The organism is Pseudomonas sp. BS3767 (assembly GCF_900099665.1).
Classification (GTDB): Bacteria; Pseudomonadota; Gammaproteobacteria; order Pseudomonadales; family Pseudomonadaceae; genus Aquipseudomonas; species Aquipseudomonas cerasi.
The window spans coordinates 260,060-282,596 of record NZ_FNCX01000001.1 but is presented as its reverse complement, the minus strand read 5'-3'; the positions used below and the strand labels follow the sequence as shown (position 1 = coordinate 282,596).

Sequence of the window (22,537 nt, the reverse complement as noted above, 5' to 3'; positions counted from 1 at the left end):
TTGAAAGGGCCTGCTAGCCGTGCATTGCCGCTGACTTCGCGACAAGCCTGTCGAGGCTGAGCCGCGCATCGGGCGCATGAGCCAGCCAGTAATCCACCGCTCTGGGTAAAAATATTTCTGCGCTGGGTGCCGGGTGCCGGACATTCAACGGGGGTCTGACCAGATCGCTTTCGGCGTACACGCCATAGATCTGTAACAAGCGCTCGAAATAGCGGAAATCTCTGGTTGAAATACCCTCCGGCCGCCATGCAACCAGCGAGCGCTTGAGGAACGCCCATTGCCGACTGCGCAGGATCGGTGCCGGGGTCAAGGGCGCAATACCCGCCTGCTGTCGAGCATGGTCGACGCGCGACTCGATGATGCGGATCACCTGCTCATAAGGCAGGCGTGCATCCCCCGCCGAGGCGACGACCTCACGCGCTTCGCCACCGGCCACGCAATGACTGACCAGATGGATCAATTCGTCGACCACCCAGTCGATAGGCACCAGGTCAAACAGCCCCTGGCGGTTGCCGACCAGAAACGGCGGTGAGAAGGAATTGATGAAGCGAATCAACGGATACAGGCCATGAAAACGGCTGATCGCACCGTCGCTCGTAGCGCCGATGACCAGGCTGCAACTGAATACGGAAATCGGCATTTGCCTGCCGAAGGTTTCACGTAAACCCCGCTCCGCAGCGGCCTTGCTTTCCTCATAACCGTTGCGATAGGTCCAGCCCTCACACTGCGTGAAAGCCGTGGACACGTAGATGAAGTGAGGCTTGCGCACCAGTTTCTGAACAAAACTGCAGAACAGCTGCGCACCTTCGACATTCAGCTCATGCATCTCCTCGAACGTCTTGTCCCAGGCCACATCGGCAGCGAGGTGGACCGCCGTGGCGCACTCGATGGCTGGCATGGCGTCCACCAGCGCATTCAGGGAAGCTGCGTCGGTAAGGTCGGCGATCCGGCACTCCAGTCGCGAGCGACTGTCCACTGGCAAGTCTTGCAGGCAGCGACTGGCAGCTTGCCCGGAACGACACAAGGCTATGACATGCGACTCCGGATGCTGACTGAGCCAGTCGCGCACGAACCAGGAGCCCAGTGCGCCGCTGGCACCGGTGATGATCAGTGTCGAACGCATATCAACAGCCCCCTGCCGCAACCCGCTGATGACGGCGAGCGAGCAATTGATTGCGTATACCGTCGAGCATCTGGATGTTATTGGCGCGAATCGCGCGCTCGCCTATGGGGTGCAAAACCTCGGCCAGCGACGGGATGCCAAGGTCGAAGGTGACATTCAGGTCCACATGCAAGCCATCGGCGCGTTGTATCAGCAGCCACTCGCCGTACCAGACCTCAAGGTCGCCATCGGTCTGCTTGAACTCGATGCGCTCGTTGGTCACGAGCCAGTCCTGCTCGGTCCAGGTCAGCTCGCTGCCATTGATCAGCACGCGCCACGTACTGGAGACATATTCACTCTGCCGGGGGTGAACGATCACCTCCAGCACATCACTCATGAAGTCGGGATAGCGGGCGAAGTCCGAGAGGATCGGCCACACTTCGCCAGGCTCGAAGTCACCAAGAAGCACACTGGTTGATACATCAGGCATAGGAACTCTCCGTCATTGGATGGAACGATAGGCCGCATCGACGGCATCACAGAAACTGTTGATGCCGTGTTCGAGGTCGTCCCGGGTGATGGTCGCGTCGGGATAAACCCGCAGTACCCGGGTTGCGCTCAGGCAGAAAGCCAGCAGCACGTTGCGGTGTGCGGCCTCGATCAGGGTCTGCGCCACATAGTTGCTGGAGGTGAACTCCACACCGATCATCAGGCCACTACCGCGTACTTCAGCCACTGCCGGGCAGTCCTGCAGACGTTTGCGCAGGATTTCCATGGCCACTTGCCCAAGCTCATTGACGCGTTCGCAGAATGCGGGATCGCTAACCACGTCGAGCACCGCGTTGACCACTGCCCCGGCCAGGGCGCTGCCCGCATAGGACGAGGCATGCACGACAGGATCACGCGCGGGCGCACCGAACCGACTGCTGTCGTAAATGGCGGCGGCAACCGGGAACACGCCACCGCCCAGGGTTTTGCCGAACACGATGATGTCGGCTGGCGCGCCGCAAACCAACGAACCACTGCGCCCCAGACCTGACTGAATCTCGTCATGAATCATGAACGCGTCATGCTCGCGGCATAGCCCGGCAAGTTCTCCCAGAAAGCTCAGGTCCACCGGCCTGATTCCGCCCTCTCCCTGAACAGGCTCGGCGATGACCGCTGCAATATCGCCTTCTGCCAGTGTCTTGCGTGCAGCGTCCAGATCACCGGCATCGATGAACACCACATCTTCGGCATGCATCAGCGAGGCGTGGCCCCTGTAGCCATAGCTGACCGCCAGCGCGCCACTCGTGCGCCCGTGATAAGCATGAGTCAACGCGATGATTCGCCGCCTGCCGGTCTGCATGCGCACCAGCTTGAGCGCCGCTTCGATGACCTCCGAACCGCTGTTGCCGTACAGCACACCATTGCCCGGCCGACCGACACAGGCCACCAGGCGCTCGGCTGCGCTGAGGCTGGGTTCGTTGGCCAATATCCGACTGGAAAGGCCCAGCGACGTCACTTGCCGCGTTAGAGCAGCAACCACCGCGGGGTGCCGATGGCCCAGCAAGTGCAGGCCGAACGAACCAAAGTCCAGCCAGCGCCGGCCGGTGTCATCGGTTATCCACGAACCCTGGGCCGAGTGCTCGGCTGCGGTAAGCCCTGCCATTCGCAGCATCAGGCCTTGCTCTCGGCCGAATACCGCCCCGTAACGCTCGACAAACGATGATTTGCGCACCGGCACTGCAGGCGCGGTCATGACATGACTGTTCATAGAGACCTCATCAAAGGAGCCAGAAAGGCAGCATCGCGTCCTGCCAGGCGGCAGGAGCGGTCCCAGTCACGCAGGGTCCGCAGGACCTGGCCCTGAGTACCCGGCAGCAACGGGTTGAACAGCTTTCCGGGAAAGGCCTGCAGAACTTCCTTGAACAGCTGGATCAACCGGCTCGCCTCATCACTGCGGTCGGCATCGGTATCCGTGGGGACGCCCAGCCATTCGACGGCGACTGGCCCGGAGTGAGCAACGACGTCTGTGAGCCCGTATTCACTGAACAAGGCGAACTGGTGCAACTCGTTCGGGGTGTCGGCACCGGCGAGTCGGCAGTCAATGTCGACCATCAATTCAGCCAGCTTGATTCTCAGCGCATCCACCACTTGAGGCTCGTTCGCCGCGCCTTCGAGGTCCTCCAGATAGGCTTCAAGCTCGGTCATCAGCAACCAGGCCACCGATATCAGCTTTTGCGCGTAAGGCCCTGCCGGGTATACATAGCCGCCACTCAGCCGGGGAAACCACTGGCGACCGGCTGCCTGTGCTGAAATTGCAGTCATGCGTGTGCTCCCTGCATCGGGTTGTGATCCTTGAGTGAGAAGCTGACGAGTCCGGCACGCGCAGCGCGCAGAAGACAGGCGGCAGCCTCAGGGGATTGCTCGGCAAGATCGATCGGGCGGGTGCTGGACAGCTCTGGCACATCCAGACGTGCCAATAGCGTCGCCTGTTGATCGTCGGTGAGCACAAAGTCGACCCCCGGCAAAAACGCACTGGCGGCGGAACGCTCGATACCTGGTTTTAACGCGGCATAGTCCGCTTCGCAGGCAAAGGTTTGCTCGGCGAGCTGGGTCAATTCACACAATTGCATGAGGCCTGCCCCCTGCAATCCATTGCGGCAGGCAGGATAGGCGCGTTGCCACAGCTGCCCGATGGCACGGGCAAGGCCGTCGTCATTCAGCATGCCGTGCCTGTTGAGCGCGCGGTCCCATCGCAGGAGTGTCCACTTGCGATTGGAGTTGACCCAGCCATGGCTGGCCAGCGTCGCGTTCATCAGAAACAGTGCGGCGTTGCAGGCATAGGCGGCGGCCGCGCGGTATTCGCCACTGCGCCAGGCCAGCATTGAAAAGCAGGCGCTCTGGCGGAAGTCGTCGAACGCTGCCACCGACCAGATCGAACTCAAGTCCTTCTGACTGTCCAGATAAGGAAGCGACTGATCGGTCGACACCGCGCAGACCAAGCGCTCCAGGTACTTTCGCGATACCGCCTGCTGCTTGTCCCACTGCTTGAACGCAACGAGTTTCTGTGCGGTAGTTTTGTGTGCGTCCGTCGCCAGTTGGGAGAACGCGTTGTGAACTTCTTCGCGGGCAAATGCCACCACTTCCATATGGTGTTCATTGTGGTAAATCTGCGAGGCCATCGATTGATCGGACTGCCGATCATCGGTCACACATATCAGGTCTATATCACTGGCCGCATTAGCGATGCCATGAACGGGAGAGCTGCTGATCAGCGCCAGTTGTGCATCGGCATACTGACGTTTCACAACCTCTTCCAGTTCAGAAAAAGCAAGTTGGCGCGAGGCCAGAAACTGCAGGGCGTTGCCTGAATAAAAAGCACGAAAATCCATGTACACCTTCCACTCGATAACGGTGACTTCATTGGGGCTGCTATTCGGCTTGCCGAGCAACCCCCTGCCTGATCCATGACCATGAATTACTTTGTCGTCGTTAACGCGAGCGCTGACGCAATGGAACAAGCCCCCATTACTTCACGATGTTGTACCCAGCAAGTGGCGTGCCACCGTTATTGATCATCGTGTATTGGCAAGGTGCCAGATAATCGCCAACGCTGGCCTGAAGCGTGACTGAAGGATCGGCAAGCCTTTAAATTAAATGATTTTTTTACGAAAGCTTTCAAAATATGACAACTTTAATATATGTATCAAATTATGTATAAGCCACTATTAAAAGTAGCAAAGTGCTATCCACGTTTATTATTTCAGGGCACGTAAGCAACTGCACCGCGACGACTCGATAGCGTCGAAATCGCACTGTTTTGGTTTATCGTCTTGTATACATGTTTATTAAATCACTGCCGTTAAGTTTGTTCAGCCGCCTGATAAAGCAGTGGCACGAAGCTTGCTCAAGCACTGCTCACACTTCGAAGCCAGGGAAGTTCAACGTGGACACACTTCTTGCACAATTAGCCGACGACACCAACGACACTTTCTATACCGTTGACCCGCGCTGGATCACCCGGAATGCGCAGCAATTTAGTGGCTGTTTTCCAGGTACCGTGCTGTATGCAATGAAGGCCAATCCACTTGAGCAAGTACTTGAAGCCTTGAGCCAGGGTGGTATCAATCATTTTGACGTAGCGTCGCTTGCAGAGGTGCAGACGGTACACAACACGCTGCCCACCGCAGTTCAATACCTGATGAACCCAGTGAAGTCCCGCCATTGCCTGCACGAGGCCTACTATCGGTATGGCGTGCGTTCATTTGTGCTCGACAGTGAGGAGGAACTCTCGAAGTTGCGGGACGTGTTGCCCGAGCGCGACAGCACGATCAGCCTGTTCGTGCGCTACGCACCCTCCGAGTCGACGGCGGTTTATGATCTCAGAGGAAAATTCGGGGCAAGTCCGGTGTTAGCGACGCAACTGGTGCATCAAGTGGCGTCCAGCACCGACTGGTCACTCGGGCTGTCATTCCATGTCGGTTCGCAAGCCATTGAAGACGGCCCGTGGCTCGCGGCCCTCAATGACGCCGATGCCATTGTGCGCGACACCGCCGAGCACGTCAGGCACCTGGATATCGGTGGCGGGTTTCCGGGTAATTACCTGAACTCCATGGGTAACACGCCAGACCTGGTTGGCAGAGTCTGCGACCATATTCAGACCAGCCCGAAACTGAAGGACCTGAACCTGATCTGTGAAGCGGGTCGTGGCCTGGTCTACGGCGGCATGTCGCTATTTGCACGGGTGCTTTCAAGACGTGAACAGAGCGTTTTTTGCGGTGCCGGTATTTTTGGCGGTTTGCTCTCAGCCCAGCAGTGGCTGCAATTTCCCGCACGCGTGTGGCGAGATGGCACCCCTTACACCGGTGCTGCGGAAAACACGTTCAATATCTTCGGCCCCACCTGCGACAGCATGGATCGCCTGGCCTTCCCCTACTCGCTCGCCAGCGATATCAGGGAAAGCGACTGGCTGGAATTCCAATCGACCGGCGCTTACTCGGTGTCCCTGCGCACCCCGTTCAACGGGTTTTACGCCGACCGCATCATTTCTCTGCCTTCCTGAATGCCTGAAAAGCGATCTGCCGCCATGCTCATAAAAGCCTATTTGTTCCTGCTTGCAGGAATTGTCGCTGAAACAGTGGCGACCATCGCACTGAAAGAAAGTAACGGGTTTACCCGTTGGGTCCCGGTTATTGCCTCTATCGCGGGCTACGGGCTCGGAATCGTCTGCCTGGGGTATGCACAACGGGACTTGCCCATGTCCCTGATCACCTCCATGTGGTCAGGGTTGGGCATTACGCTGATTACTGTCATTGCCGCGTTTCGCTATCAACAGGTGCCCACGTTAATGGCCGTGAGCGGTATCGGCCTGATCATCGCGGGCATCATTCTGGTCAATCTGGCCAAGGAACAAGTGGCCTGACAGCGCATGGTTGCCAGGCTCATATGTCGGTTCAAGCGAAGTCAAAAGGCCCCTCGAAACGACCTATCGGCACCCAGTGGGTAATAAGGCCGGTGTCGGCCTTCCAGTGGTGCAGCAACAGCGCGGGAGGCTCGACATAGGAAGCGTCGGCAGCATCCGGGCGCAGTTGCAAGGCAATGGCCGTCGTCGTGCTCGGGGCCGTGCACATCAGCGTGCCGCCAAAGCGCAGCTGCATGAAACGATGAATATGACCGCAGACGATTCGCTCGACAGCCGGGTATCTGGAGACCACCTCGGCCAGCCGCTCGCCCCTTTCACAGCGATAGGCGTCGATGCAGTGAATGCCACTTGAAAACGGCGGCTGATGCATCATGATCAACGTCGGTTTGTCAGGCTCCAGCGCCAGTGTACGATCCAGCCATTGGGTGGCGGTATCGGTCATGTCGCCGTGGTGCTGGTCGGGCACGCTGATATCCAGCCCGATGATGCGCATCGGCGCGGAACCCGAGTCGACGAAGCTGCAGTTTTCCTCATTGATGAAGTAATCGTGCTCCGGGAAGGCACTACGCAGGTTCTGCCGATGATCATGGTTGCCCGGTATCATCAAAAGCCTCTGGCGCAGCGGCTGCAGCAGCTCTCGGGCCATTGCGTACTCCTCGGGTCGCCCCTCGTCCACCAGATCACCGCTGAACAGGATCAGATCAGGCGCCGGATCCAGGGCGTTTATCGTTTCGACGGCAGCCGCCAGCATTGCATTCGAATCGACAACGCCTTGATAGAGTAGCCCTCTGGGTCGTACATGCGTGTCAGAAATGTGCGCTATCAGCATTCCATTACCTCAATCGTGACCAGGTCGCTTATCCACTAGTACAGCGAACCTGCAACGACCGGGCCAGACTTCGCCCCGGCCATTACTGAAGCGCCGCAGCGATTGAGAACACCGCAGTCTTTAAACCTCTGGAAACACTGGTTCTCCCAGATTGAGCATCAGCCGGTTCGCCCAGGCGAATATCGAGATGGCGTGAATCAGGTCCAGCACCTGTGTATCGTCCAGCCCCTGCTCGTACAGCGCCTGGATATGCCCGGCGTTGAGCGAGGCCGGTTCGAGCGTCAGGTCGATGGCGAACTGCACGATGGCTTTTTCACGCGCGGTCGTACCTGCCGTATGGGGGTCGGCAAATACCTGGGCGATAACATCATTGCGCTTGGCCAGTTGTTCGAAGCGTTGCGCGTGCACTGACGCGCAGTACACGCAGCGGTTGATCCGCGACACGACAGTGCTCGCCAGCTCCCGCTCGGCGCGCGACAGGCCACCCGGTGCGTACATGATCGCGTTGAACGCCTGTGAGCGCTGACGAAGGATGTCAGGGTGATGTGCCAAGGTCAGGTAGTAATCCGAGGTCTTGGCCTGCGGGTGGCTTTCTTCAAGCACCGCAACCTGCCCGGCGGTCGCGCTGTTCAGGTCCACGGTTGGCAGCCAGGCTTTCCAGCCCAGTACCTGATTGGTGAAACCTTCAATTTCAATCAGTTCGCTCATCAGGCTGCTCCGGCAGACTTTAACGCACCCAGCCCTGCGGCCAGACGCACTTGATAGGACAGGAATGCGATCAGTTGTGCCAGTACTACGATTTCAGCGGTGCTCAGGCCCTGATGTTGCAGCGCCTGCAACGCGCTTTGATCGCCGTGTACCGGAGACTCGATCAAGGTCCGCGTGAAGCGCAGGATCGCCGCCAGACGTGGGTCTTCCAGCAGATCGATTCGGCTGGCGTCCACATCGGCCAGCACATTTGCCTCGGCGCCTGCCGTCTGCAACTGCGACAGGTAATACCCGCTCAGAGTCGGCTGCGCGCTCAGCAGCGTTGCGTAATACGCCACCCAAAGGCGTTCGCTCAGTGACAGGTTGTGTGCCAGTGCCGGGTCGAAAAACAAGTCCTGACTGCCCTGGGTTGCCAGGGCCACCTTGTCCCGCGCATGACGAACCGCGTGCAGCGGACTGCCGGGTGCAATGCCCAACAGGCTATCGAGGGTGTCCGGAGTCGTTGAATGTTCAGTGGTCGATGTCATGACAGGTCCTGCAATGCTGTGGTTGCATTCGCGCAGCCGCTGGCAAAAGCGGCGCGTTCATGAAAGAGAATCAAGGCTGCTCGGTGACCATGGTCGCTGCAGTGCGGTCGCTGACCAGCGGCTCGACCTTAAGGCCTTTGCGCGCTGCCCAGATGTTCTGGTAATGGAACAGCGGGATGATGCCGACGTCGTCACTGACAATCTGCACCGAGTCCTGGAGAATCTTGCGGCGCTTGGCCTCGTCGAACTCAGCGGTCGAATCAGCCAGGGCCTTGTCCACCAGCGGATTGCTGTAATGCCCCCAGTTGGAAGCGCCCTGCCCTTTGCTGCTGTCGACCGTGGTCAGAATATTGGTCAGGGCATACGCCGCCTCGCCGGTGCCATTGCCCCAGGCAATCACGCTGATCGCCAGTTCATTCTTGTTGGCCTTGCCCGCGTACACCGCCCACGGCAATACCTCCAGCTGAACCTTGACGCCGATCCGTGTCCAGAACTGCGCCACCGCCTGCATGACCTCCGGTGCCTGCGGATAACGGTCACCTGGCACATGCACAGTCAGTTGGAAGCCTTCGGGAAAGCCTGCCTGCGCCAGCAGATCCTTGGCCTGCTTGACGTCATAGGGAATGTTCTTGATCTGCGGGTTGTAACCGAACGTATTGGCCGGCATCCATTGATTGGCTTCGGTGACGGTGCCCTGCATGATGCGTTCGTTGATGGCCGGGCGGTTGATGGCCAGGGACAGCGCCTTGCGCACCCGCACATCCAGCAGCGGGTTTTCGGCCAGCGGCTTGCCCGCGTTGTCGCGAATGAACTCGTTCGGGCCGGCGCGGAAACTCGGCTGAACGATCAGCGCACGCAGCCCCTGATAGGCGAAGACATTGACGTTCGGCGTTTTGCGCAGGCGCTCCACATCAGTAGGCGATACCTTGTCGATCACGTCGACATCGCCCGCCAGCAAGGCTGCAGTACGGTTGGCGGCGTTGGCGATGAAACGGAAATCAACCTTGTCCCAAGTCGGTTTGCCACCCCAGTAACTGTCATTGCGAGCGAATATCGTGCGATCACCCGGCACGAACGAGACAAGCCGGTAAGGTCCGGTGCCAATCATCGCCTTGCCCGAGTTGTAATCGGCACTGCTGGCTGCCGCACCGGCGTGGCGACTGACGATATAGATCGAATCGACGTCCGGCAGCAGATTGGCGTTGGGCGAACGGGTCTTGATGATCAGTGTGTGATCGTCCTTGGCCTTGACCGATTCCACGGTACGCATGGCCCCTGCGTAAGAGGCCACGCTGCCGGGTACGTTTCGCGCGCGCTCGAAGGAGAAGACCAGATCATCGGCGGTCAGCGGCGTGCCATCCTGCCATTTGACGTCATCACGCAGGGCGAACTCCCAGGTGGTGTCGTCCACGACCTTCCAGCTCTTGGCCAAGCCTGGCAGGGTCTTGTCATCACGGCGGCTGACCAGCGATTCGAAGGCATGCAACGCTACCGAACGGTCTCCGGCATAGTTATTGAGCTGTGGATCGAGGGACGAGACCGGGTCGGCATAGCCGATGCGCAAGTCCTGTGCCGTGACACTGCCGGCGGCCAGCAGCAGGGCCGACGCTAACAACGAACGAACGAGTGGTTTCATGGGTGATTCCTTGTACGCAATGGCAGAAGGTGACGGGTTTGAGGTGCCCGTTCAGCGTTGGTCATTCAGGTGACAGGCGCTCTGGTGATTCGGCGAAACCTCCCGCAGCGCTGGAACTTCCTCGCGACAGCGCGCCATGGCGTGCGGGCAGCGAGGGTGGAAATGACACCCGGCAGGCGGGTTAAGCGGGCTGGGGATTTCCCCTTGGATCGCGTCATAACGGGTACTGCGAATATCGAAGCGCGGGATCTGCGCCAGCAAAGCCTGGGTGTACGGGTGATTGGCCCGCGCGAACAGGTCATCGACCGATGCTGTCTCGACCACACGACCCAGGTACATCACGACGACGCGGTCGCAGAGGTGCTCGACGACGCCCAGGTCATGGCTGATAAACAGATAGGTCAGGCCCAGTTCGTCGCGCAGGTCCATGAACAGATTGAGGATCTGCGCCTGAATCGACACGTCCAGCGCCGCCACCGACTCGTCGCACACCAGCAGTTCCGGTTGCACCGCCAGCGCACGGGCAATCCCGATGCGCTGACGCTGGCCACCGCTGAACTGATGCGGATAGCGCTGACGCAATTGCGGGCTGAGCCCGGCACGCTGCAATTGCGCACTGACGTAATCATCTGCGCCCTTGCGGTCGGTCAAGCCGTGCAACAGCGCACCTTCGCCAACGATCCGGTCGACCCGCAGACGCGGGTTGAGGCTCGAAGACGGGTCCTGAAAAATCATCTGCACTTTCAGGCGCAGCGCCTTGCGCTCACGTGTGGTCAGGCTGTCCAGCGGCCTGCCGTCCACCGACGTGGTGCCTGAAGAGACCGGCAGCAGCCCGGCAACCATGCGCCCCAGGGTCGATTTGCCACAGCCTGACTCGCCCACCAGCCCGACCACTTCACGGCGCATGATGCGCAGATCGACACGATCCACCGCATGGGTCAGCGGTTTTGCACGGGTAAGGTGCAGCCGTTGCAGGAGCCCCTGAAGGGAGCGCTTATCCACGGCTTTGCCGAAGGTCTTGCTGACCTGATGCAGCTCGATAAGGGGAATCTGATCACTGGGCATCGGCCGCTCCTGGGTGAAAACAGCGAACCATCTGGCCCGGTCGTGCCTCGTGGGGTTGAGGCTCCTGCGCACAGACCTGCGAGGCTCTGGGGCAACGCGCCGCGAAAGCACAACCGACCGGCATCGACAGCAGGTCGGGTGCCATGCCCGGGATCTGCCGCAGGCGCTGACCGCGCTGGTTGCGACTTGGCAGGCTGTCGATCAGCCCTTGTGTGTAGGGGTGTTGCGGGCGATCCAGTACATCGGCGACCGAACCCTGCTCGACGATGCGTCCGGCGTACATCACCGCCACATCGTCAGCCAGCCCCGCGATCACGGAAAGATCATGGGTGATCCAGATCAGCGAGGTGCCCTGCTCGCGCACCAGCTTCTGCACTTCACTGAGAATCTGCGCCTGAATGGTCACATCCAGCGCCGTGGTCGGCTCATCGGCAATGACCAGGTCCGGTGCATGCAGCAGCGCGATGGCAATCGCCACCCGCTGGCGCATACCGCCAGACAACTGATGCGGATAGGCGCGCAGCCGCTCTTCCGGGCTGGCGATGCCCATCAGCGCCAGCGTGCGGCTGGCATGTTCGCGGGCCTCGCGCTTGCTCAGCGGGCTGTGCGCACGTACGGCCTCGATCATTTGCGTGTCGACCCGCAGCACCGGATTGAGGGTCATCATCGGGTCCTGAAAGATCATCGCTACCCGGTTGCCCTGAATGTCACGTAGTTGCGAGGCAGACAGTCTGGTCAGATCGCGCCCCTTGAACAGCACCTGGCCGCCGCTGATGCGCCCAGGTTCATCGACAAGACCGAGGATCGAAAAGCCGGTGACCGACTTGCCCGAACCGGACTCACCCACCAGGCCCAGAATGCGTCCCGGTTGTACCCGCAGCGAAACGTTGCGCACCGCTGGCAGCACACCGGCGCGGGTATGAAACGAAGTGCACAGGTCGCGCACATCGAGGGTCGGCTGTTGGGCTGCGTCAGGTGCAGGCGACATTTCAGACACGCTCATCGCTGTAACCTCGGGTTCAGGACATCGCGCAAACGGTCACCGACCAGATTGATCGCAACGATAGTGATCAACAGCGCCAGGCCCGGAAACAGGCTGATCCAGTATTCATTGCTGAGCATGTATTGAAAGCCGTTGGCAATCAGCAGCCCCAGAGACGGCTCGGTGACCGGTACGCCCAGGCCGAGAAACGACAGGGTTGCTTCGAGCGTGATGGCGCGGGCGATCTGCAAGGCGCCGATCACGATCAGCGGTGGCAGGCAATTGGGCAAAATGTGGCCAACCACAATACGCAGCGGCCCCACGCCCTGCCCGCGCGCCGCGTCGACGTATTCACGGCGGCTTTCGGTCAGCGCCTGACCGCGTGCGGTGCGCGCGTAATAGGCCCATTCAAGCATTATCAGAGTCAGCATCACGTTGCCGACGCCCTTGCCCAGCCAGGCAAGAATCATCAGTGCCATGAGAATCACCGGGAACGACAGCAGCAGGTCGACCAGACGCATCAGCAAAGCATCGAGCCAACCGCCGACATACGCAGACACCAGCCCGAGCAGCGTACCGATCACTGCCGCAATCAACGCCGAGCCAATGCCGACCCACAGGCTGATGCGCAGGCCATAGATAATCGCCGAGACCAGATCGCGGCCCTGCCCGTCGGTACCCAGCCAATAGGTGTAACCGCTGTCCCCATTGAGGCTGCCAGGCGGCATGCGCGCGTCCATGACGTTAAGCTGCATCAGGTCGTAGGGGGTCTGCACCACAATCCACGGAGCCAGGGCTGCAACCAGCACAATGAGCAGCAGGACCACCAGGCCCGTCACCGCCGTGGGCGAGCTGAAGAACTCGGCCAGCACTCGTCGCCAGGGTGACTGGGCCTGCAACAGCGTGCTGCCGATCGGGACTTTTTCAATGACATTCATCGGGAGGCCTCGATGCGTACACGTGGGTCCAGCAGGTAATACAAGCCGTCGACGATCAGGTTGAGCACCACGAAAATCACCACGACCACCATCAGGTAAGCGACCACCACCGGGCGGTCAAGCATGTTGATGCTGTCGAGAATCAGCTTGCCGGCACCCGGCCAGGCGAAAATGCTTTCAGTCACCACGGCATAGGCGATGGTCGAGCCCAGTTCCATGGCCAGCACCGTCACCACCGGAATCATGGTGTTGCGCATGACGTGCATGCACATCACGCGCATCGGTGACAGGCCCTTGGCGCGGGCGAATTTGACGAATTCCTGGGGCAGCACTTCGCGCACACCGGCTCGGGTCAGGCGCAGCACCAGGGAAATCTTGAACAACGCCAGATTCAGCGCTGGCAACAGCAGGTGCTGCAAGCCGTCCAGCGTCAGCCATGACCATTGCACGCCCAGCCACTCACGGGTCTCGCCCCGGCCGCTGGCCGGTAGCCAGCCCAAGGTGATGGAGAACAGCATGATCATCATCAATGCGACCCAGAAGGCTGGTAGCGAGAAGCCGACAATGCTGGCGGCCATCATCAGCCGGGACAGCGGATGCTCGGGGTACATGCCGGCAAACATTCCCAGCGGCACACCGATGACCACTGCCAGAAACAGGGCACTGAACGCCAGTTCGAAGGTTGCAGGCAAACGCTGCAGAATCAGGCGCATGGCGTCCTCGTGATACACGAAGCTTTGCCCCAGATTGCCGTGAAGCGCACCCTTGAGAAAAATCAGGTACTGCTGCCACAGCGGCTTGTCCAGCCCCAAATGCGCCATGGCCTGCAGACGCTCGGCCTGATTGAGGTCTTCACCCACCAGAATGTCCATCGGGTTGCCGATGGCATTGAGGCCGACGAACACCACCAGCGTCATCAACAGGATGACCAGCAATGATTGAGTCAGCCGACGCAGCGCCCAGCCGATCATTGGCGCAGCTCTGCAGCGCCTGGCTGGCTGGCGACCCACTCATCGCCCAGCAGCTCTGGCTCGGCGTAATCGAGCATGGTGTCGAAATGCAGGGCGATGTCCTCGTTGAACAACTGCCCGACCAGGGCATGGGCCAGACGTTTGGAGCCCTCGCTGATAGCAGGAATATCCCCGGACACCGCGCCGTAGCTCAATGCTGCCGGATAACTGAAGCAGTGAATGTGGTTCAGCCCCGGGCAGGCGCCTGGGGTCTTCTCCTGAAACTCGAAGCAGTTGCCCAGATCCGGCAGCGCAGCCAGTTCGGCATCGGTTTCGCCGCTCGGTGCCTGGAAGCGATCCTGCCAGACGCGGATCTGCGCAGAGAATGGCGCAAATTCCGGGCGCTGCCGGAAGTCGGTGCGAAACCCGGTGGCAAATACCACGAAATCTGCTTCGATACGGGCCTTCGGCGTATTCAGCCAGACGCCTCCAGCAGCGCTCTCCTCGACGGAAAGCACCGGACTGTCGAGCATGAACCGCGCCTTGCCGGAAGCGGACACTCTGAGGGTACTGCCGCGCGGCGGTGGGACCTGCTGGGTATTGAGGTAGTGGCGAATGCGCCATTTCCAGACGTCGGGCAGGCGCCAGTAGCCATGGACCATGCCGGGATTGCCGACGCCCTTGCCTTTGTTGATGCGCGGCAGCTCGGCACGCCGGATCAGCAGATCGACCCGCGTTGCGCCAGCCTCCAGCGCCGTGGCAGCGCTGTCCATCGCCGAGGCGCCACCGCCGATGACCGCAACGCGTCTGCCGGCGAACCAGCTGTCCTGCAAACCCGCCGCCGAGTGTGTCCACAAGTGCTGCGGCAACTGCCGGGCAAAATCCGGCACCCAAGGACCGCCCAGACCGTCCCGACCCGTGGCGAGCACCACATGGCGGGCCAGCAGGAATTGCGTCTGCACCGGCGTGACGACATCCAGCTCAATCAGACCGTCCGTTCTGGGCGCTACCCGGCTTATGCGGTGCTCATTGCGTACGTCCAGGGCCAGCACCTTGCGATACCAGCGCAGGTACTCGGCCCATTGCAGACGTGGAATCTTGTCCAGCAACGCCCAGCCGTCGACGCCGAATTGCGCTTCGTACCAGGCGCGAAATGTCAGCGCTGGCAAGCCCAGCGCCGGCCCGGTCAACTGCTTTGGCGAGCGCAGGGTCTCCATCCGTGCGGTGGTGGCCCAGGGGCCTTCGAAACCTGCTGGTGACTGATCGAAAATGACCGCCGCTACGCCGAGGTTACGCAGCTCTGCGGACAGCGCAAGACCGGCCATGCCTCCGCCGATGATCGCTACGTCGAGCACGGCCTGCCCTGCGCTGATCCTGGGCTTGACCCATGGCTTGGCGGGCAGATCCAGCCAGGCCAGATCCTGCTGCAAGCGAGCTTCCAAAGCGGCCAGGCCAGTGGGTGCGTTCACATCGGACATTGATCGGTACTCGAAAAAATGATCGGGCTACAAGCCCGAGCCTTGATTCAAAGCACTTCAAGAATCATTCCAATATTGTTTTAAATGAATTCTTAAAGCCTTTGAATGCTTAATTCGAATATTAAAAGCCGATTTTTATTCTCGCAACGCGCAAAAAAGCATATTTATATTCCGAAATGGAATTTGAGCGAGCTTTGCGTGCCGAGAAACAAGGCGTTACGGAGGCTATTCATGGACGCGCTGCGTCCGGCTTTCAGTCTTGTGCGACGACAGGCGTTATCAGCAACCGGGCATGGCCCGCTCACTCGGCATAAATGCTCTGTAACAGGGCATCGTGCGCGCTGGCTTCGTGCATGATCATTTCCGGCAGCAGGATTTTTGCGCTGTCGGCAATTTCATCGATCAGCGCGCTCGCCACATCCGACAACGGGCTGGCGAAGGCTGAAATCAGCCCGAAGAAAAACGGAATGTTGCAGGCGATCGGTCTGACGACCAGGCCTTGTACCGGCACCCCCAGCGCTGTGAACGGATCGACCAGTGCAACGCCCAGACCGACCCTGGCCATCTGCATGGCAATCAGCGACGTATTGGTGTCCAGCATGCGCGGCGGCTGACCACCCGCCTCCTGAAACGCCTTGTCGATGCGTCGACGAAAGCGATACGGGTTGGCCATGGTGATCAGCGTCTGCTGACGCAGCAGCTCCATCGACAGCACCTCATGAGCGGCCAGCGCCGAATCGGCTGGCAATACCGCCACACAAGGCGCCTCGCCGATCCAGTGAATTTCCAGACCACGATGCTCCAGCGGCAGGCTGACCGCGCCCAGGTCCATGGTTTTCGACAGGACAGCCTGAACCACGTTCTCCGGAGACATGCTCTGCAGCTGAATCTGTTGCGGACGCAGGTGCGCGGGCAGGCGCGACAATGCAGCAGGCAGCAGGCCAGCCGCCAGGGCCGAGATCGCCACCAGCTTGATCTGATGGTTTTCCTCCTGGGCAATGTGCTGCGCGCGCTGGCGGATGTTGCGCACCCCCAGCAGCGCACTCTCCACTTCGCCATACATCATGAATGCCTTGTGGGTAGGCGTGACCTTTGGCCCGCTGCGCTCGAACAACGCAAAGCCCAGTTCCTGCTCGAGTTCCTGAATGGCCCGGGTGACCGAGGGCTGAGATCGGCCGAGCATTTTCCCTGCCGCCGTGACACTGCCTGCCGACATGACTGCCGCGAAGGCTTCGAGCTGACGCAAATCCATAAGCATGCCTTGATCGATACACCGCCGATGAGGAAGCACGACGCTGTGCTCCCCGGTTCAAAGCGCGAAAGTCTACACGCTGGTAGCGCCTGACGTGAGCCAGCACCTCATCCGGCGATCATTACCCGGTTTCGGCCCTGCTGTTTGCCCATGTACAGCGACGTGTCGGCGCGATTGAGGGCCAACTGAAACGCCTCGCCCGTCGCGATGGTCGCCACAGCGACTGTGGCGCTGACGGCGATGATGCGCTCGTTGATCAGACCGGCCTCTTCGGCGATACGCCGCCAGATACGTTCTGCCGCGCGCAGTGCGTCTTCGGGCGTAGTGTCAGGCATAAGCACCAAAAATTCCTCGCCGCCCCAGCGCGCTGCCATATCACTGCTGCGCACGCTCGAACCGATGATCTCGGCGACCCGTTGCAGAACCACATCGCCGGTTTCATGCCCGTGGATATCATTGATCTGTTTGAAATGATCGATGTCGAGCAGGATCAACGAAGCCGACAGCCCCTGCCGTCGGCCTTCCAGCTCGCGTATGCGATGCAGCACTCGTCTGCGCGTATAAAGATTGGTCAGGCTGTCGCGGCTGGCGATATGAAACAGGCTCAGTTGCATCGACGAGGTGAAACGTACCGACAGTGCAGTGGCGTAAATCGACAGAGTGGTCGCAGAGAGTACGTTGACGATACCGAACGCATCGAGCACGTTCTGGCTGAGACCGGATCCCTGCCCCGTGTATCGGCGAAAGGCAAAGCAGCCCACCAGCGACAGCAGAATCGCCACGCTGTAGGCAATGCGTCTGATGACGTTCAGTTGAAACGTGAAGGCAATGACGGGAATCACGCAGAATATGTAGAAACTGAAGTTGCTTTCCCAGCCCAGCTGCCACGTCGCGAGCACGGCATGGCCGATGATCTCCAGGCACATCAGTTGTCCGGCTTGTCGATGCCGACGCCTGCGGATCAAGTAGATGCAGTTGACGTAAACCAGCGTGCTGACGATGTTCGCCATCCACATGATCTTCATGCCCAACCCCAGGAACACTGTCAGCCACACACAGTGAATGCCCAGAGCGACATAAACGATCGGGGTGATGTGTTTCCAGAACTGGATAGCCGTGTCCTTGAACAGCTGGGTGCGGTCTTCCGTCGGAAGGCTCATCATCACGTTATCTCGAAATGCAGGTGGAATATGACCATCAGCGTAGGGGCGAGATCATGATGTATTGTCGGCCTGAACCGACGCCGCTTTATACAGCGACTGGATAATATATTTGTCTGCAGCGCCCGAACCCCGTGAATGCCGGAAGGACTCAAATGGACATCATTGAGACCGTGTAGTGCAATCCCGTGCCTGACTTTTTCATAGTCCGATGGGCCGTCGGCAGCGTCCGGCAATATGCAGTGAGCTTGCACTCCGGGCAGCGTATGGCGGTTTTTCGTCGCTTTACGGTAGCGATCCTGATGCTCCGGAAATACTATCGGGAGCGGACCTTGTGTTGATCACGTATTGCTCGTCAGCCCGCCAAGATGCAGGCAGCCCTGAATGATTCGGAAGGAAGCTTACCGATGGAACGTCTCACCGCAAAAGACTTTGCTCCTGAACTGCTTGAGCTTTATGACTACTACGCACACGGCAGGATCAATCGGCGCGAGTTTCTCGATCGTGCAGCGATGTTCACCTTTGGCGGCCTGACCGCCAGTGCGCTGCTTGCCTCGCTGAGCCCCAACTATGCGCTGGCCGAACAGGTGGAATTCACCGACCCGGACATCATTGCCGAGTATGTCTCCTATCCTTCGCCCAAGGGGCATGGTCAGGTTCGCGGCTATCTGGTACGTCCGGCCAAAGCCGCCGGAAAAGTACCCGCAGTGGTTGTGGCACACGAGAATCGCGGCTTGAACCCTTACATCGAAGACGTGGCGCGCCGCGTTGCCAAAGCCGGTTTCATTGCGTTGGCACCTGACGGGCTGTCGTCGGTCGGCGGCTATCCGGGCAACGATGACAAGGGCCGTGAGCTGCAGCAGACGGTCAACCCGGAAAAGCTCATGAACGACTTCTTTGCCGCCATCGAGTGGCTGATGAAGCATGACGCGACCACCGGCAAGGTCGGCATCACCGGTTTCTGCTACGGCGGCGGTGTGGCCAATGCTGCGGCGGTTGCGTACCCGGAGCTGGGCGCTGCGGTGTCGTTCTACGGGCGTCAGCCCAATGCCGAAGACGTGGTGAAGATCAAGGCGCCGGTGATGATTCACTACGGCGAACTGGATACCCGCATCAACGAAGGCTGGCCGGCTTATGAAAAAGCCTTGAAAGCTTCGGGAAAGACGTACGAAACGTACATTTATCCGGGCGCCAATCATGGTTTTCATAACGACTCCACCCCACGTTACGACGAAGCCGCGGCCAAACTGGCCTGGGACCGCACATTGGGATGGTTCAACAAGTACCTGGTCTAAGTTCTGGCCGAACGGCGCGGCACAGATCTGTGACGCGCAGCATCACGCACGGCATTCCCACGCTGGAGCGTGAGGAACGATAGTCCTGTAACTATCGTGCCCATGCTCCGCGTGGGCATGCCGTTCTGGACGCTCTGCGTCCTCTCTATAGCGCTCTCACCCGTTCCAGCAGTACCTGTAGTGGATGCTGCACCACTTTGCCATCCTGGCGCTTGACCTGGCTGCGGCATGAGTAGCCATCGGCGACCAGTCGACCTTCACCGCCATGCCGCGCCACCAGTGGCTGCCAGGACTGACGATAGATGATGTCGCTGGTTTTCGCGTTTCGGGTTTCATGCCCATAGGTGCCGGACATGCCGCAGCAGCCGCTGGCCAGCACTTCCAGCTTGAGCCCGGCGCGGGCGAAGGCTTTCTGCCAGAGGCCGACACTGGCGGGCTCGTTGGTCTTTTCAGTGCAATGCGGCAGGAAGTAGTACGTCTCTTCCGATGCCCCATCACGACCTTCCTCGACCGTGGACGCCAGCCATTCCTGCGGCAGCATGACCTCGGGTACATTCTCGCTGCCCAGCGTCTTGCTGTACTCCTGGCGGTAAACCAGGGTCATGGCCGGGTCCAGACCGATCAGCGGGATGCCGTACCCGGCCAGCTTGCCCAGCGACTGGCTGTTGAAACCGGCAGCCTTCTCGAACGCCTGCAGAAAACCCTGCACCTGCAGCGGCTTGCCATTGGGCGCAAACGGTGCGAGGTAGACCTGATAACCGAGACGCGAAATCAGCTCCAGCCAGTCTGCCGCCAACGGGGTTTCGAAGTATCGGGTGAATGCATCCTGAACCAGCACCACCGTGCGCTTGCGCTCCTCCTCGCTCAACGCGGCCAGGCGCTGCGGCGTAACGATGCCGACATTCCAGCGAGCGCAGGCCGCGCGGAAATCGGTCAGGCTCAATAACGGGCTGTCGACCATACCGGCTACATGCTCAAGCAGGTAACGCACCGGCCTTGCGCCCATGATCGCGTTATACAGCTTCGGAAAGCGCGCCAGGTGCGGGATGCTGAACTCCAGCGAGCCAATCAGGTAATCCTTGATCGGGCGCAGGTAGCGGCTGTGGTACAGCTCGAGAAAGCGCGAACGGAACTCGGGCACGTTGACCTTCACCGGGCACTGTCCCGCGCAGGACTTGCAGGCCAGGCAACCGGCCATGGCGTCGTAGACTTCATGGGAGAAATCCTTCTGCCCCGCAACTCTGGCGACGCTGTTGACGGTTCGCTCGGCAAGGCTTTTCAGCACATTGGCACTGCGCGCCCTGGCGCTGGCGGTGAGGACATTGACGTCCTGCTCGCCTTGCAGACGCAGCCATTCCCTGACCAGCGAAGCGCGGCCCTTGGGTGAGTGAATACGATCACGGGTGGCTTTCCACGACGGGCACATGGCATCGTCGGTGTCATAGTTGTAACAGGCTCCGTTGCCATTGCAGTGCAGCGCGCTGTCGTAGCTTTGCCAGACCCGTTCATCGATCGTGCGATCCAGGTCACCACGCAGTGTCACTTCATCCACCAGCGTCAAGCGTGATTCCGGCACCGTCGCAGGCGTGGCGATCTTGCCGGGGTTCAGCTGGTTGAACGGGTCGCAGGCAGCCTTAAGGGCCTGCAATGCGGGATACAACTCGCCGAAATATTCAGGCACGTATTGCGAACGCAGGCCCTTGCCATGCTCGCCCCAGAGCAGCCCGCCATAGCGTTTAGTCAGCGCGGCGACGGCGTCGGAGATTGGCCGAATCAATGCCGCCTGCGCGGGGTCCTTCATGTCCAGAATCGGTCGCACGTGGAGCACGCCGGCATCCACATGGCCAAACATGCCGTATTGCAGCCCGTAGCTGTCCAGCAGCGCACGGAACTCCTGAATGTAGTCGGCGAGATTTTCCGGAGGCACGGCAGTGTCTTCGACGAACGGCTGCGGCCTCGCTTCACCCTTGACGTTGCCGAGCAGCCCCACCGAGCGCTTGCGCATGGTGTAGACGCGGTTCACCGCTGCACTGCCAGCCGCCAGCGTGTGGCCGAGGCGCACCACCGATGTGTCAGTCTGCAAGTGCGCAACGAACGCATGAACGCGCTGTTCCACCTCACTCAACTCATCGCCGCTGAATTCGATCAGGTTGATGCCCAGCGTCGGCGTCGCAGGGTCCTGGGGGAAATACTCGGCGACGCCATGCCAGACGATATCCTGCATGGCCAGCATCAGCACCTTGGAGTCCACGGTCTCGATGGACAGCGGCTTGTGCGCCATCAAGGCCTTGGCGTCCCGCAGGGCGTCCATGAAACCGGCATAACGAACGTTGACCAGAATCGAATGTTTGGGGATCGGCAGGACGTTGAGTCGGGCCTCGACGATAAACCCCAGTGAACCTTCGGAACCGCAGAGTACGCTGTTGAGGTTGAAACGCCCGTCTTCCTCGCGCAGGTGCGCCAGATCGTAGCCGGTCAGGCAGCGGTTAAGCGGCGGAAAGACATCCTTGATCAGTTGTGCCTGCGTATCGGCGATCTGCTGCGCGCAACGATAAACGTCGCCCGCGCGGTCGACGCGTGCCTGCTCGCTGGCCAGTTGTTCGACATTCAGCGCATGGCTGTTGACGTACGAACCGCCCAGCAACACCGTGGACAGCTCAAGGACGTGGTCACGGGTCTTGCCGTAGCTGCAACTGCCCTGCCCGCTGGCATCGGTGTTGATCATGCCGCCAATCGTGGCGCGGTTGGAAGTCGACAGTTCCGGCGCGAAAAACAGCCCGTGCGGCTTGAGCGCGGCATTGAGCTGGTCCTTGACCACACCGGTCTGCACGCGCACCCAACGTTCCTCGACGTTGATCTCAAGAATAGCGTTCATGTGCCGCGACAGGTCGACCACCACGCCGTCGGTCAGCGACTGCCCGTTGGTCCCGGTGCCGCCGCCACGCGGTGTCAACACCACCTGTTTGTGCTCGGGCCGCGCCGCCAGCCGGGCGACGATTGCGACGTCATGGCTGTCCATCGGGAACACGGCAGCCTGCGGCAGGCGCTGGTAGATGGAGTTGTCAGTGGCCAGCACTGTGCGCGCACCGTGGTCACGGGCTATTTCGCCACGAAAGCCGCCCTCCGCCAGGGCATTGAGGAAACGGTCATAGTGACCGACCTGCTCGGAAGTCGGTTTCAACAGCGCAATCATGGGTGGTGTTCCTCG

General features: G+C 60.2%; 20 protein-coding genes. 3 read left to right on the top strand and 17 right to left on the bottom strand.

Annotation, left to right across the window (positions count from 1 at the left end; genetic code table 11):
- Positions 1-13 precede the first annotated feature (13 nt).
- From BLR16_RS01230 to BLR16_RS01210, 5 genes are read right to left on the bottom strand one after another with little or no spacing between them, the layout of a single operon-like run.
- Positions 14-1,123, bottom strand: a complete 1,110-nt coding sequence (locus BLR16_RS01230; protein ID WP_058396940.1) for an SDR family oxidoreductase — start codon at positions 1,121-1,123, stop codon at positions 14-16.
- Between the two features lies 1 nt (position 1,124).
- Positions 1,125-1,592 (bottom strand): type II toxin-antitoxin system RatA family toxin, encoded by a 468-nt coding sequence (locus BLR16_RS01225; protein ID WP_005732080.1) that lies wholly within the window; start codon positions 1,590-1,592, stop codon positions 1,125-1,127.
- 12 nt (positions 1,593-1,604) lie between these two features.
- Complete coding sequence (locus BLR16_RS01220; RefSeq protein WP_058417154.1) at positions 1,605-2,858, bottom strand: aspartate aminotransferase family protein; 1,254 nt, start codon at positions 2,856-2,858, stop codon at positions 1,605-1,607.
- Entirely contained in the window at positions 2,855-3,412 is a 558-nt protein-coding gene (locus BLR16_RS01215) for a DUF6031 family protein (protein WP_058396942.1), read from the bottom strand. The genes BLR16_RS01220 and BLR16_RS01215 overlap by 4 nt, the downstream gene beginning before the upstream one ends.
- Entirely contained in the window at positions 3,409-4,479 is a 1,071-nt protein-coding gene (locus tag BLR16_RS01210) for a DUF6001 family protein (RefSeq protein WP_058417195.1), read from the bottom strand. The genes BLR16_RS01215 and BLR16_RS01210 overlap by 4 nt, the downstream gene beginning before the upstream one ends.
- Before the next feature lie 554 nt (positions 4,480-5,033).
- Here BLR16_RS01210 and BLR16_RS01200 point away from each other — a divergent pair.
- Both BLR16_RS01200 and BLR16_RS01195 read left to right on the top strand, forming a co-directional pair.
- Entirely contained in the window at positions 5,034-6,149 is a 1,116-nt protein-coding gene (locus tag BLR16_RS01200; RefSeq protein WP_161437856.1) for a type III PLP-dependent enzyme domain-containing protein, read from the top strand.
- Positions 6,150-6,173: 24 nt separating this feature from the next.
- Positions 6,174-6,509 carry a DMT family transporter gene (locus BLR16_RS01195; RefSeq protein WP_004662130.1) on the top strand — a complete coding sequence of 112 codons (336 nt, stop codon included), beginning with the start codon at positions 6,174-6,176 and terminating at the stop codon, positions 6,507-6,509.
- A gap of 31 nt (positions 6,510-6,540) precedes the next feature.
- Here the strand turns inward: BLR16_RS01195 and BLR16_RS01190 are convergent, their stop codons facing one another.
- The 11 genes from BLR16_RS01190 to BLR16_RS01140 form a co-directional block, all read right to left on the bottom strand.
- Positions 6,541-7,338, bottom strand: a complete 798-nt coding sequence (locus BLR16_RS01190) for a phosphodiesterase (RefSeq protein ID WP_058396943.1) — start codon at positions 7,336-7,338, stop codon at positions 6,541-6,543.
- A gap of 120 nt (positions 7,339-7,458) precedes the next feature.
- The gene (locus tag BLR16_RS01185) at positions 7,459-8,046 is read right to left on the bottom strand and encodes a peroxidase-related enzyme (protein WP_044308153.1); all 588 of its coding nucleotides are present in this window, start codon (positions 8,044-8,046) and stop codon (positions 7,459-7,461) included.
- The gene (locus tag BLR16_RS01180; protein WP_074807657.1) at positions 8,046-8,573 is read right to left on the bottom strand and encodes a CMD domain-containing protein; all 528 of its coding nucleotides are present in this window, start codon (positions 8,571-8,573) and stop codon (positions 8,046-8,048) included. The genes BLR16_RS01185 and BLR16_RS01180 overlap by 1 nt, the downstream gene beginning before the upstream one ends.
- A 70-nt stretch (positions 8,574-8,643) precedes the next feature.
- Positions 8,644-10,209 (bottom strand): ABC transporter substrate-binding protein, encoded by a 1,566-nt coding sequence (locus BLR16_RS01175; protein ID WP_054081440.1) that lies wholly within the window; start codon positions 10,207-10,209, stop codon positions 8,644-8,646.
- 51 nt (positions 10,210-10,260) lie between these two features.
- Positions 10,261-11,274: an ABC transporter ATP-binding protein gene (locus BLR16_RS01170; protein ID WP_092194050.1), complete on the bottom strand. Its 1,014-nt coding sequence runs from the start codon at positions 11,272-11,274 to the stop codon at positions 10,261-10,263.
- On the bottom strand, positions 11,264-12,277 hold the full coding sequence (locus tag BLR16_RS01165) for an ABC transporter ATP-binding protein (RefSeq protein WP_058396947.1): 1,014 nt from the start codon (positions 12,275-12,277) through the stop codon (positions 11,264-11,266). Before BLR16_RS01165 ends, BLR16_RS01170 begins: the two co-directional genes overlap by 11 nt.
- A complete protein-coding gene (locus tag BLR16_RS01160) occupies positions 12,274-13,194 on the bottom strand; it encodes an ABC transporter permease (protein WP_074807653.1) in 921 nt (306 codons plus the stop codon). Before BLR16_RS01160 ends, BLR16_RS01165 begins: the two co-directional genes overlap by 4 nt.
- Positions 13,191-14,165: an ABC transporter permease gene (locus BLR16_RS01155; RefSeq protein WP_074807650.1), complete on the bottom strand. Its 975-nt coding sequence runs from the start codon at positions 14,163-14,165 to the stop codon at positions 13,191-13,193. Before BLR16_RS01155 ends, BLR16_RS01160 begins: the two co-directional genes overlap by 4 nt.
- Positions 14,162-15,622 carry an NAD(P)-binding domain-containing protein gene (locus BLR16_RS01150; protein WP_058396949.1) on the bottom strand — a complete coding sequence of 487 codons (1,461 nt, stop codon included), beginning with the start codon at positions 15,620-15,622 and terminating at the stop codon, positions 14,162-14,164. The genes BLR16_RS01155 and BLR16_RS01150 overlap by 4 nt, the downstream gene beginning before the upstream one ends.
- A 301-nt stretch (positions 15,623-15,923) precedes the next feature.
- On the bottom strand, positions 15,924-16,874 hold the full coding sequence (locus BLR16_RS01145; RefSeq protein ID WP_046235611.1) for a LysR family transcriptional regulator: 951 nt from the start codon (positions 16,872-16,874) through the stop codon (positions 15,924-15,926).
- A 107-nt stretch (positions 16,875-16,981) separates the two neighbouring features.
- Positions 16,982-18,037, bottom strand: a complete 1,056-nt coding sequence (locus BLR16_RS01140) for a GGDEF domain-containing protein (protein ID WP_161437845.1) — start codon at positions 18,035-18,037, stop codon at positions 16,982-16,984.
- A gap of 404 nt (positions 18,038-18,441) precedes the next feature.
- On the opposite strand from BLR16_RS01140, the gene yghX reads away from it, so the two are divergent.
- Positions 18,442-19,329 (top strand): YghX family hydrolase, encoded by an 888-nt coding sequence (yghX, locus tag BLR16_RS01135; protein ID WP_060707737.1) that lies wholly within the window; start codon positions 18,442-18,444, stop codon positions 19,327-19,329.
- Positions 19,330-19,474: 145 nt separating this feature from the next.
- On the opposite strand, the gene BLR16_RS01125 is transcribed toward yghX, so the two are convergent.
- Positions 19,475-22,522 carry a D-2-hydroxyglutarate dehydrogenase YdiJ gene (locus BLR16_RS01125; RefSeq protein WP_092194048.1) on the bottom strand — a complete coding sequence of 1,016 codons (3,048 nt, stop codon included), beginning with the start codon at positions 22,520-22,522 and terminating at the stop codon, positions 19,475-19,477.
- Positions 22,523-22,537: the final 15 nt, after the last annotated feature.

Bases quoted from the DNA above. Each gene is read 5' to 3' on its own strand.
- BLR16_RS01125 (WP_092194048.1), bottom strand. From the start codon at position 22,522: ATGATTGCGCTGTTGAAACCGACTTCCGAGCAGGTCGGTCACTATGAC.
- BLR16_RS01180 (WP_074807657.1), bottom strand. From the start codon at position 8,573: ATGACATCGACCACTGAACATTCAACGACTCCGGACACCCTCGATAGC.
- BLR16_RS01225 (WP_005732080.1), bottom strand. From the start codon at position 1,592: ATGCCTGATGTATCAACCAGTGTGCTTCTTGGTGACTTCGAGCCTGGC.
- BLR16_RS01155 (WP_074807650.1), bottom strand. From the start codon at position 14,165: ATGATCGGCTGGGCGCTGCGTCGGCTGACTCAATCATTGCTGGTCATC.
- BLR16_RS01220 (WP_058417154.1), bottom strand. From the start codon at position 2,858: ATGAACAGTCATGTCATGACCGCGCCTGCAGTGCCGGTGCGCAAATCA.
- BLR16_RS01230 (WP_058396940.1), bottom strand. From the start codon at position 1,123: ATGCGTTCGACACTGATCATCACCGGTGCCAGCGGCGCACTGGGCTCC.
- BLR16_RS01160 (WP_074807653.1), bottom strand. From the start codon at position 13,194: ATGAATGTCATTGAAAAAGTCCCGATCGGCAGCACGCTGTTGCAGGCC.
- BLR16_RS01145 (WP_046235611.1), bottom strand. From the start codon at position 16,874: ATGGATTTGCGTCAGCTCGAAGCCTTCGCGGCAGTCATGTCGGCAGGC.
- BLR16_RS01170 (WP_092194050.1), bottom strand. From the start codon at position 11,274: ATGCCCAGTGATCAGATTCCCCTTATCGAGCTGCATCAGGTCAGCAAG.
- BLR16_RS01195 (WP_004662130.1), top strand. From the start codon at position 6,174: ATGCTCATAAAAGCCTATTTGTTCCTGCTTGCAGGAATTGTCGCTGAA.
- BLR16_RS01215 (WP_058396942.1), bottom strand. From the start codon at position 3,412: ATGACTGCAATTTCAGCACAGGCAGCCGGTCGCCAGTGGTTTCCCCGG.
- BLR16_RS01185 (WP_044308153.1), bottom strand. From the start codon at position 8,046: ATGAGCGAACTGATTGAAATTGAAGGTTTCACCAATCAGGTACTGGGC.
- yghX (WP_060707737.1), top strand. From the start codon at position 18,442: ATGGAACGTCTCACCGCAAAAGACTTTGCTCCTGAACTGCTTGAGCTT.
- BLR16_RS01175 (WP_054081440.1), bottom strand. From the start codon at position 10,209: ATGAAACCACTCGTTCGTTCGTTGTTAGCGTCGGCCCTGCTGCTGGCC.
- BLR16_RS01190 (WP_058396943.1), bottom strand. From the start codon at position 7,338: ATGCTGATAGCGCACATTTCTGACACGCATGTACGACCCAGAGGGCTA.
- BLR16_RS01165 (WP_058396947.1), bottom strand. From the start codon at position 12,277: ATGAGCGTGTCTGAAATGTCGCCTGCACCTGACGCAGCCCAACAGCCG.
- BLR16_RS01150 (WP_058396949.1), bottom strand. From the start codon at position 15,622: ATGTCCGATGTGAACGCACCCACTGGCCTGGCCGCTTTGGAAGCTCGC.
- BLR16_RS01140 (WP_161437845.1), bottom strand. From the start codon at position 18,037: ATGATGAGCCTTCCGACGGAAGACCGCACCCAGCTGTTCAAGGACACG.
- BLR16_RS01210 (WP_058417195.1), bottom strand. From the start codon at position 4,479: ATGGATTTTCGTGCTTTTTATTCAGGCAACGCCCTGCAGTTTCTGGCC.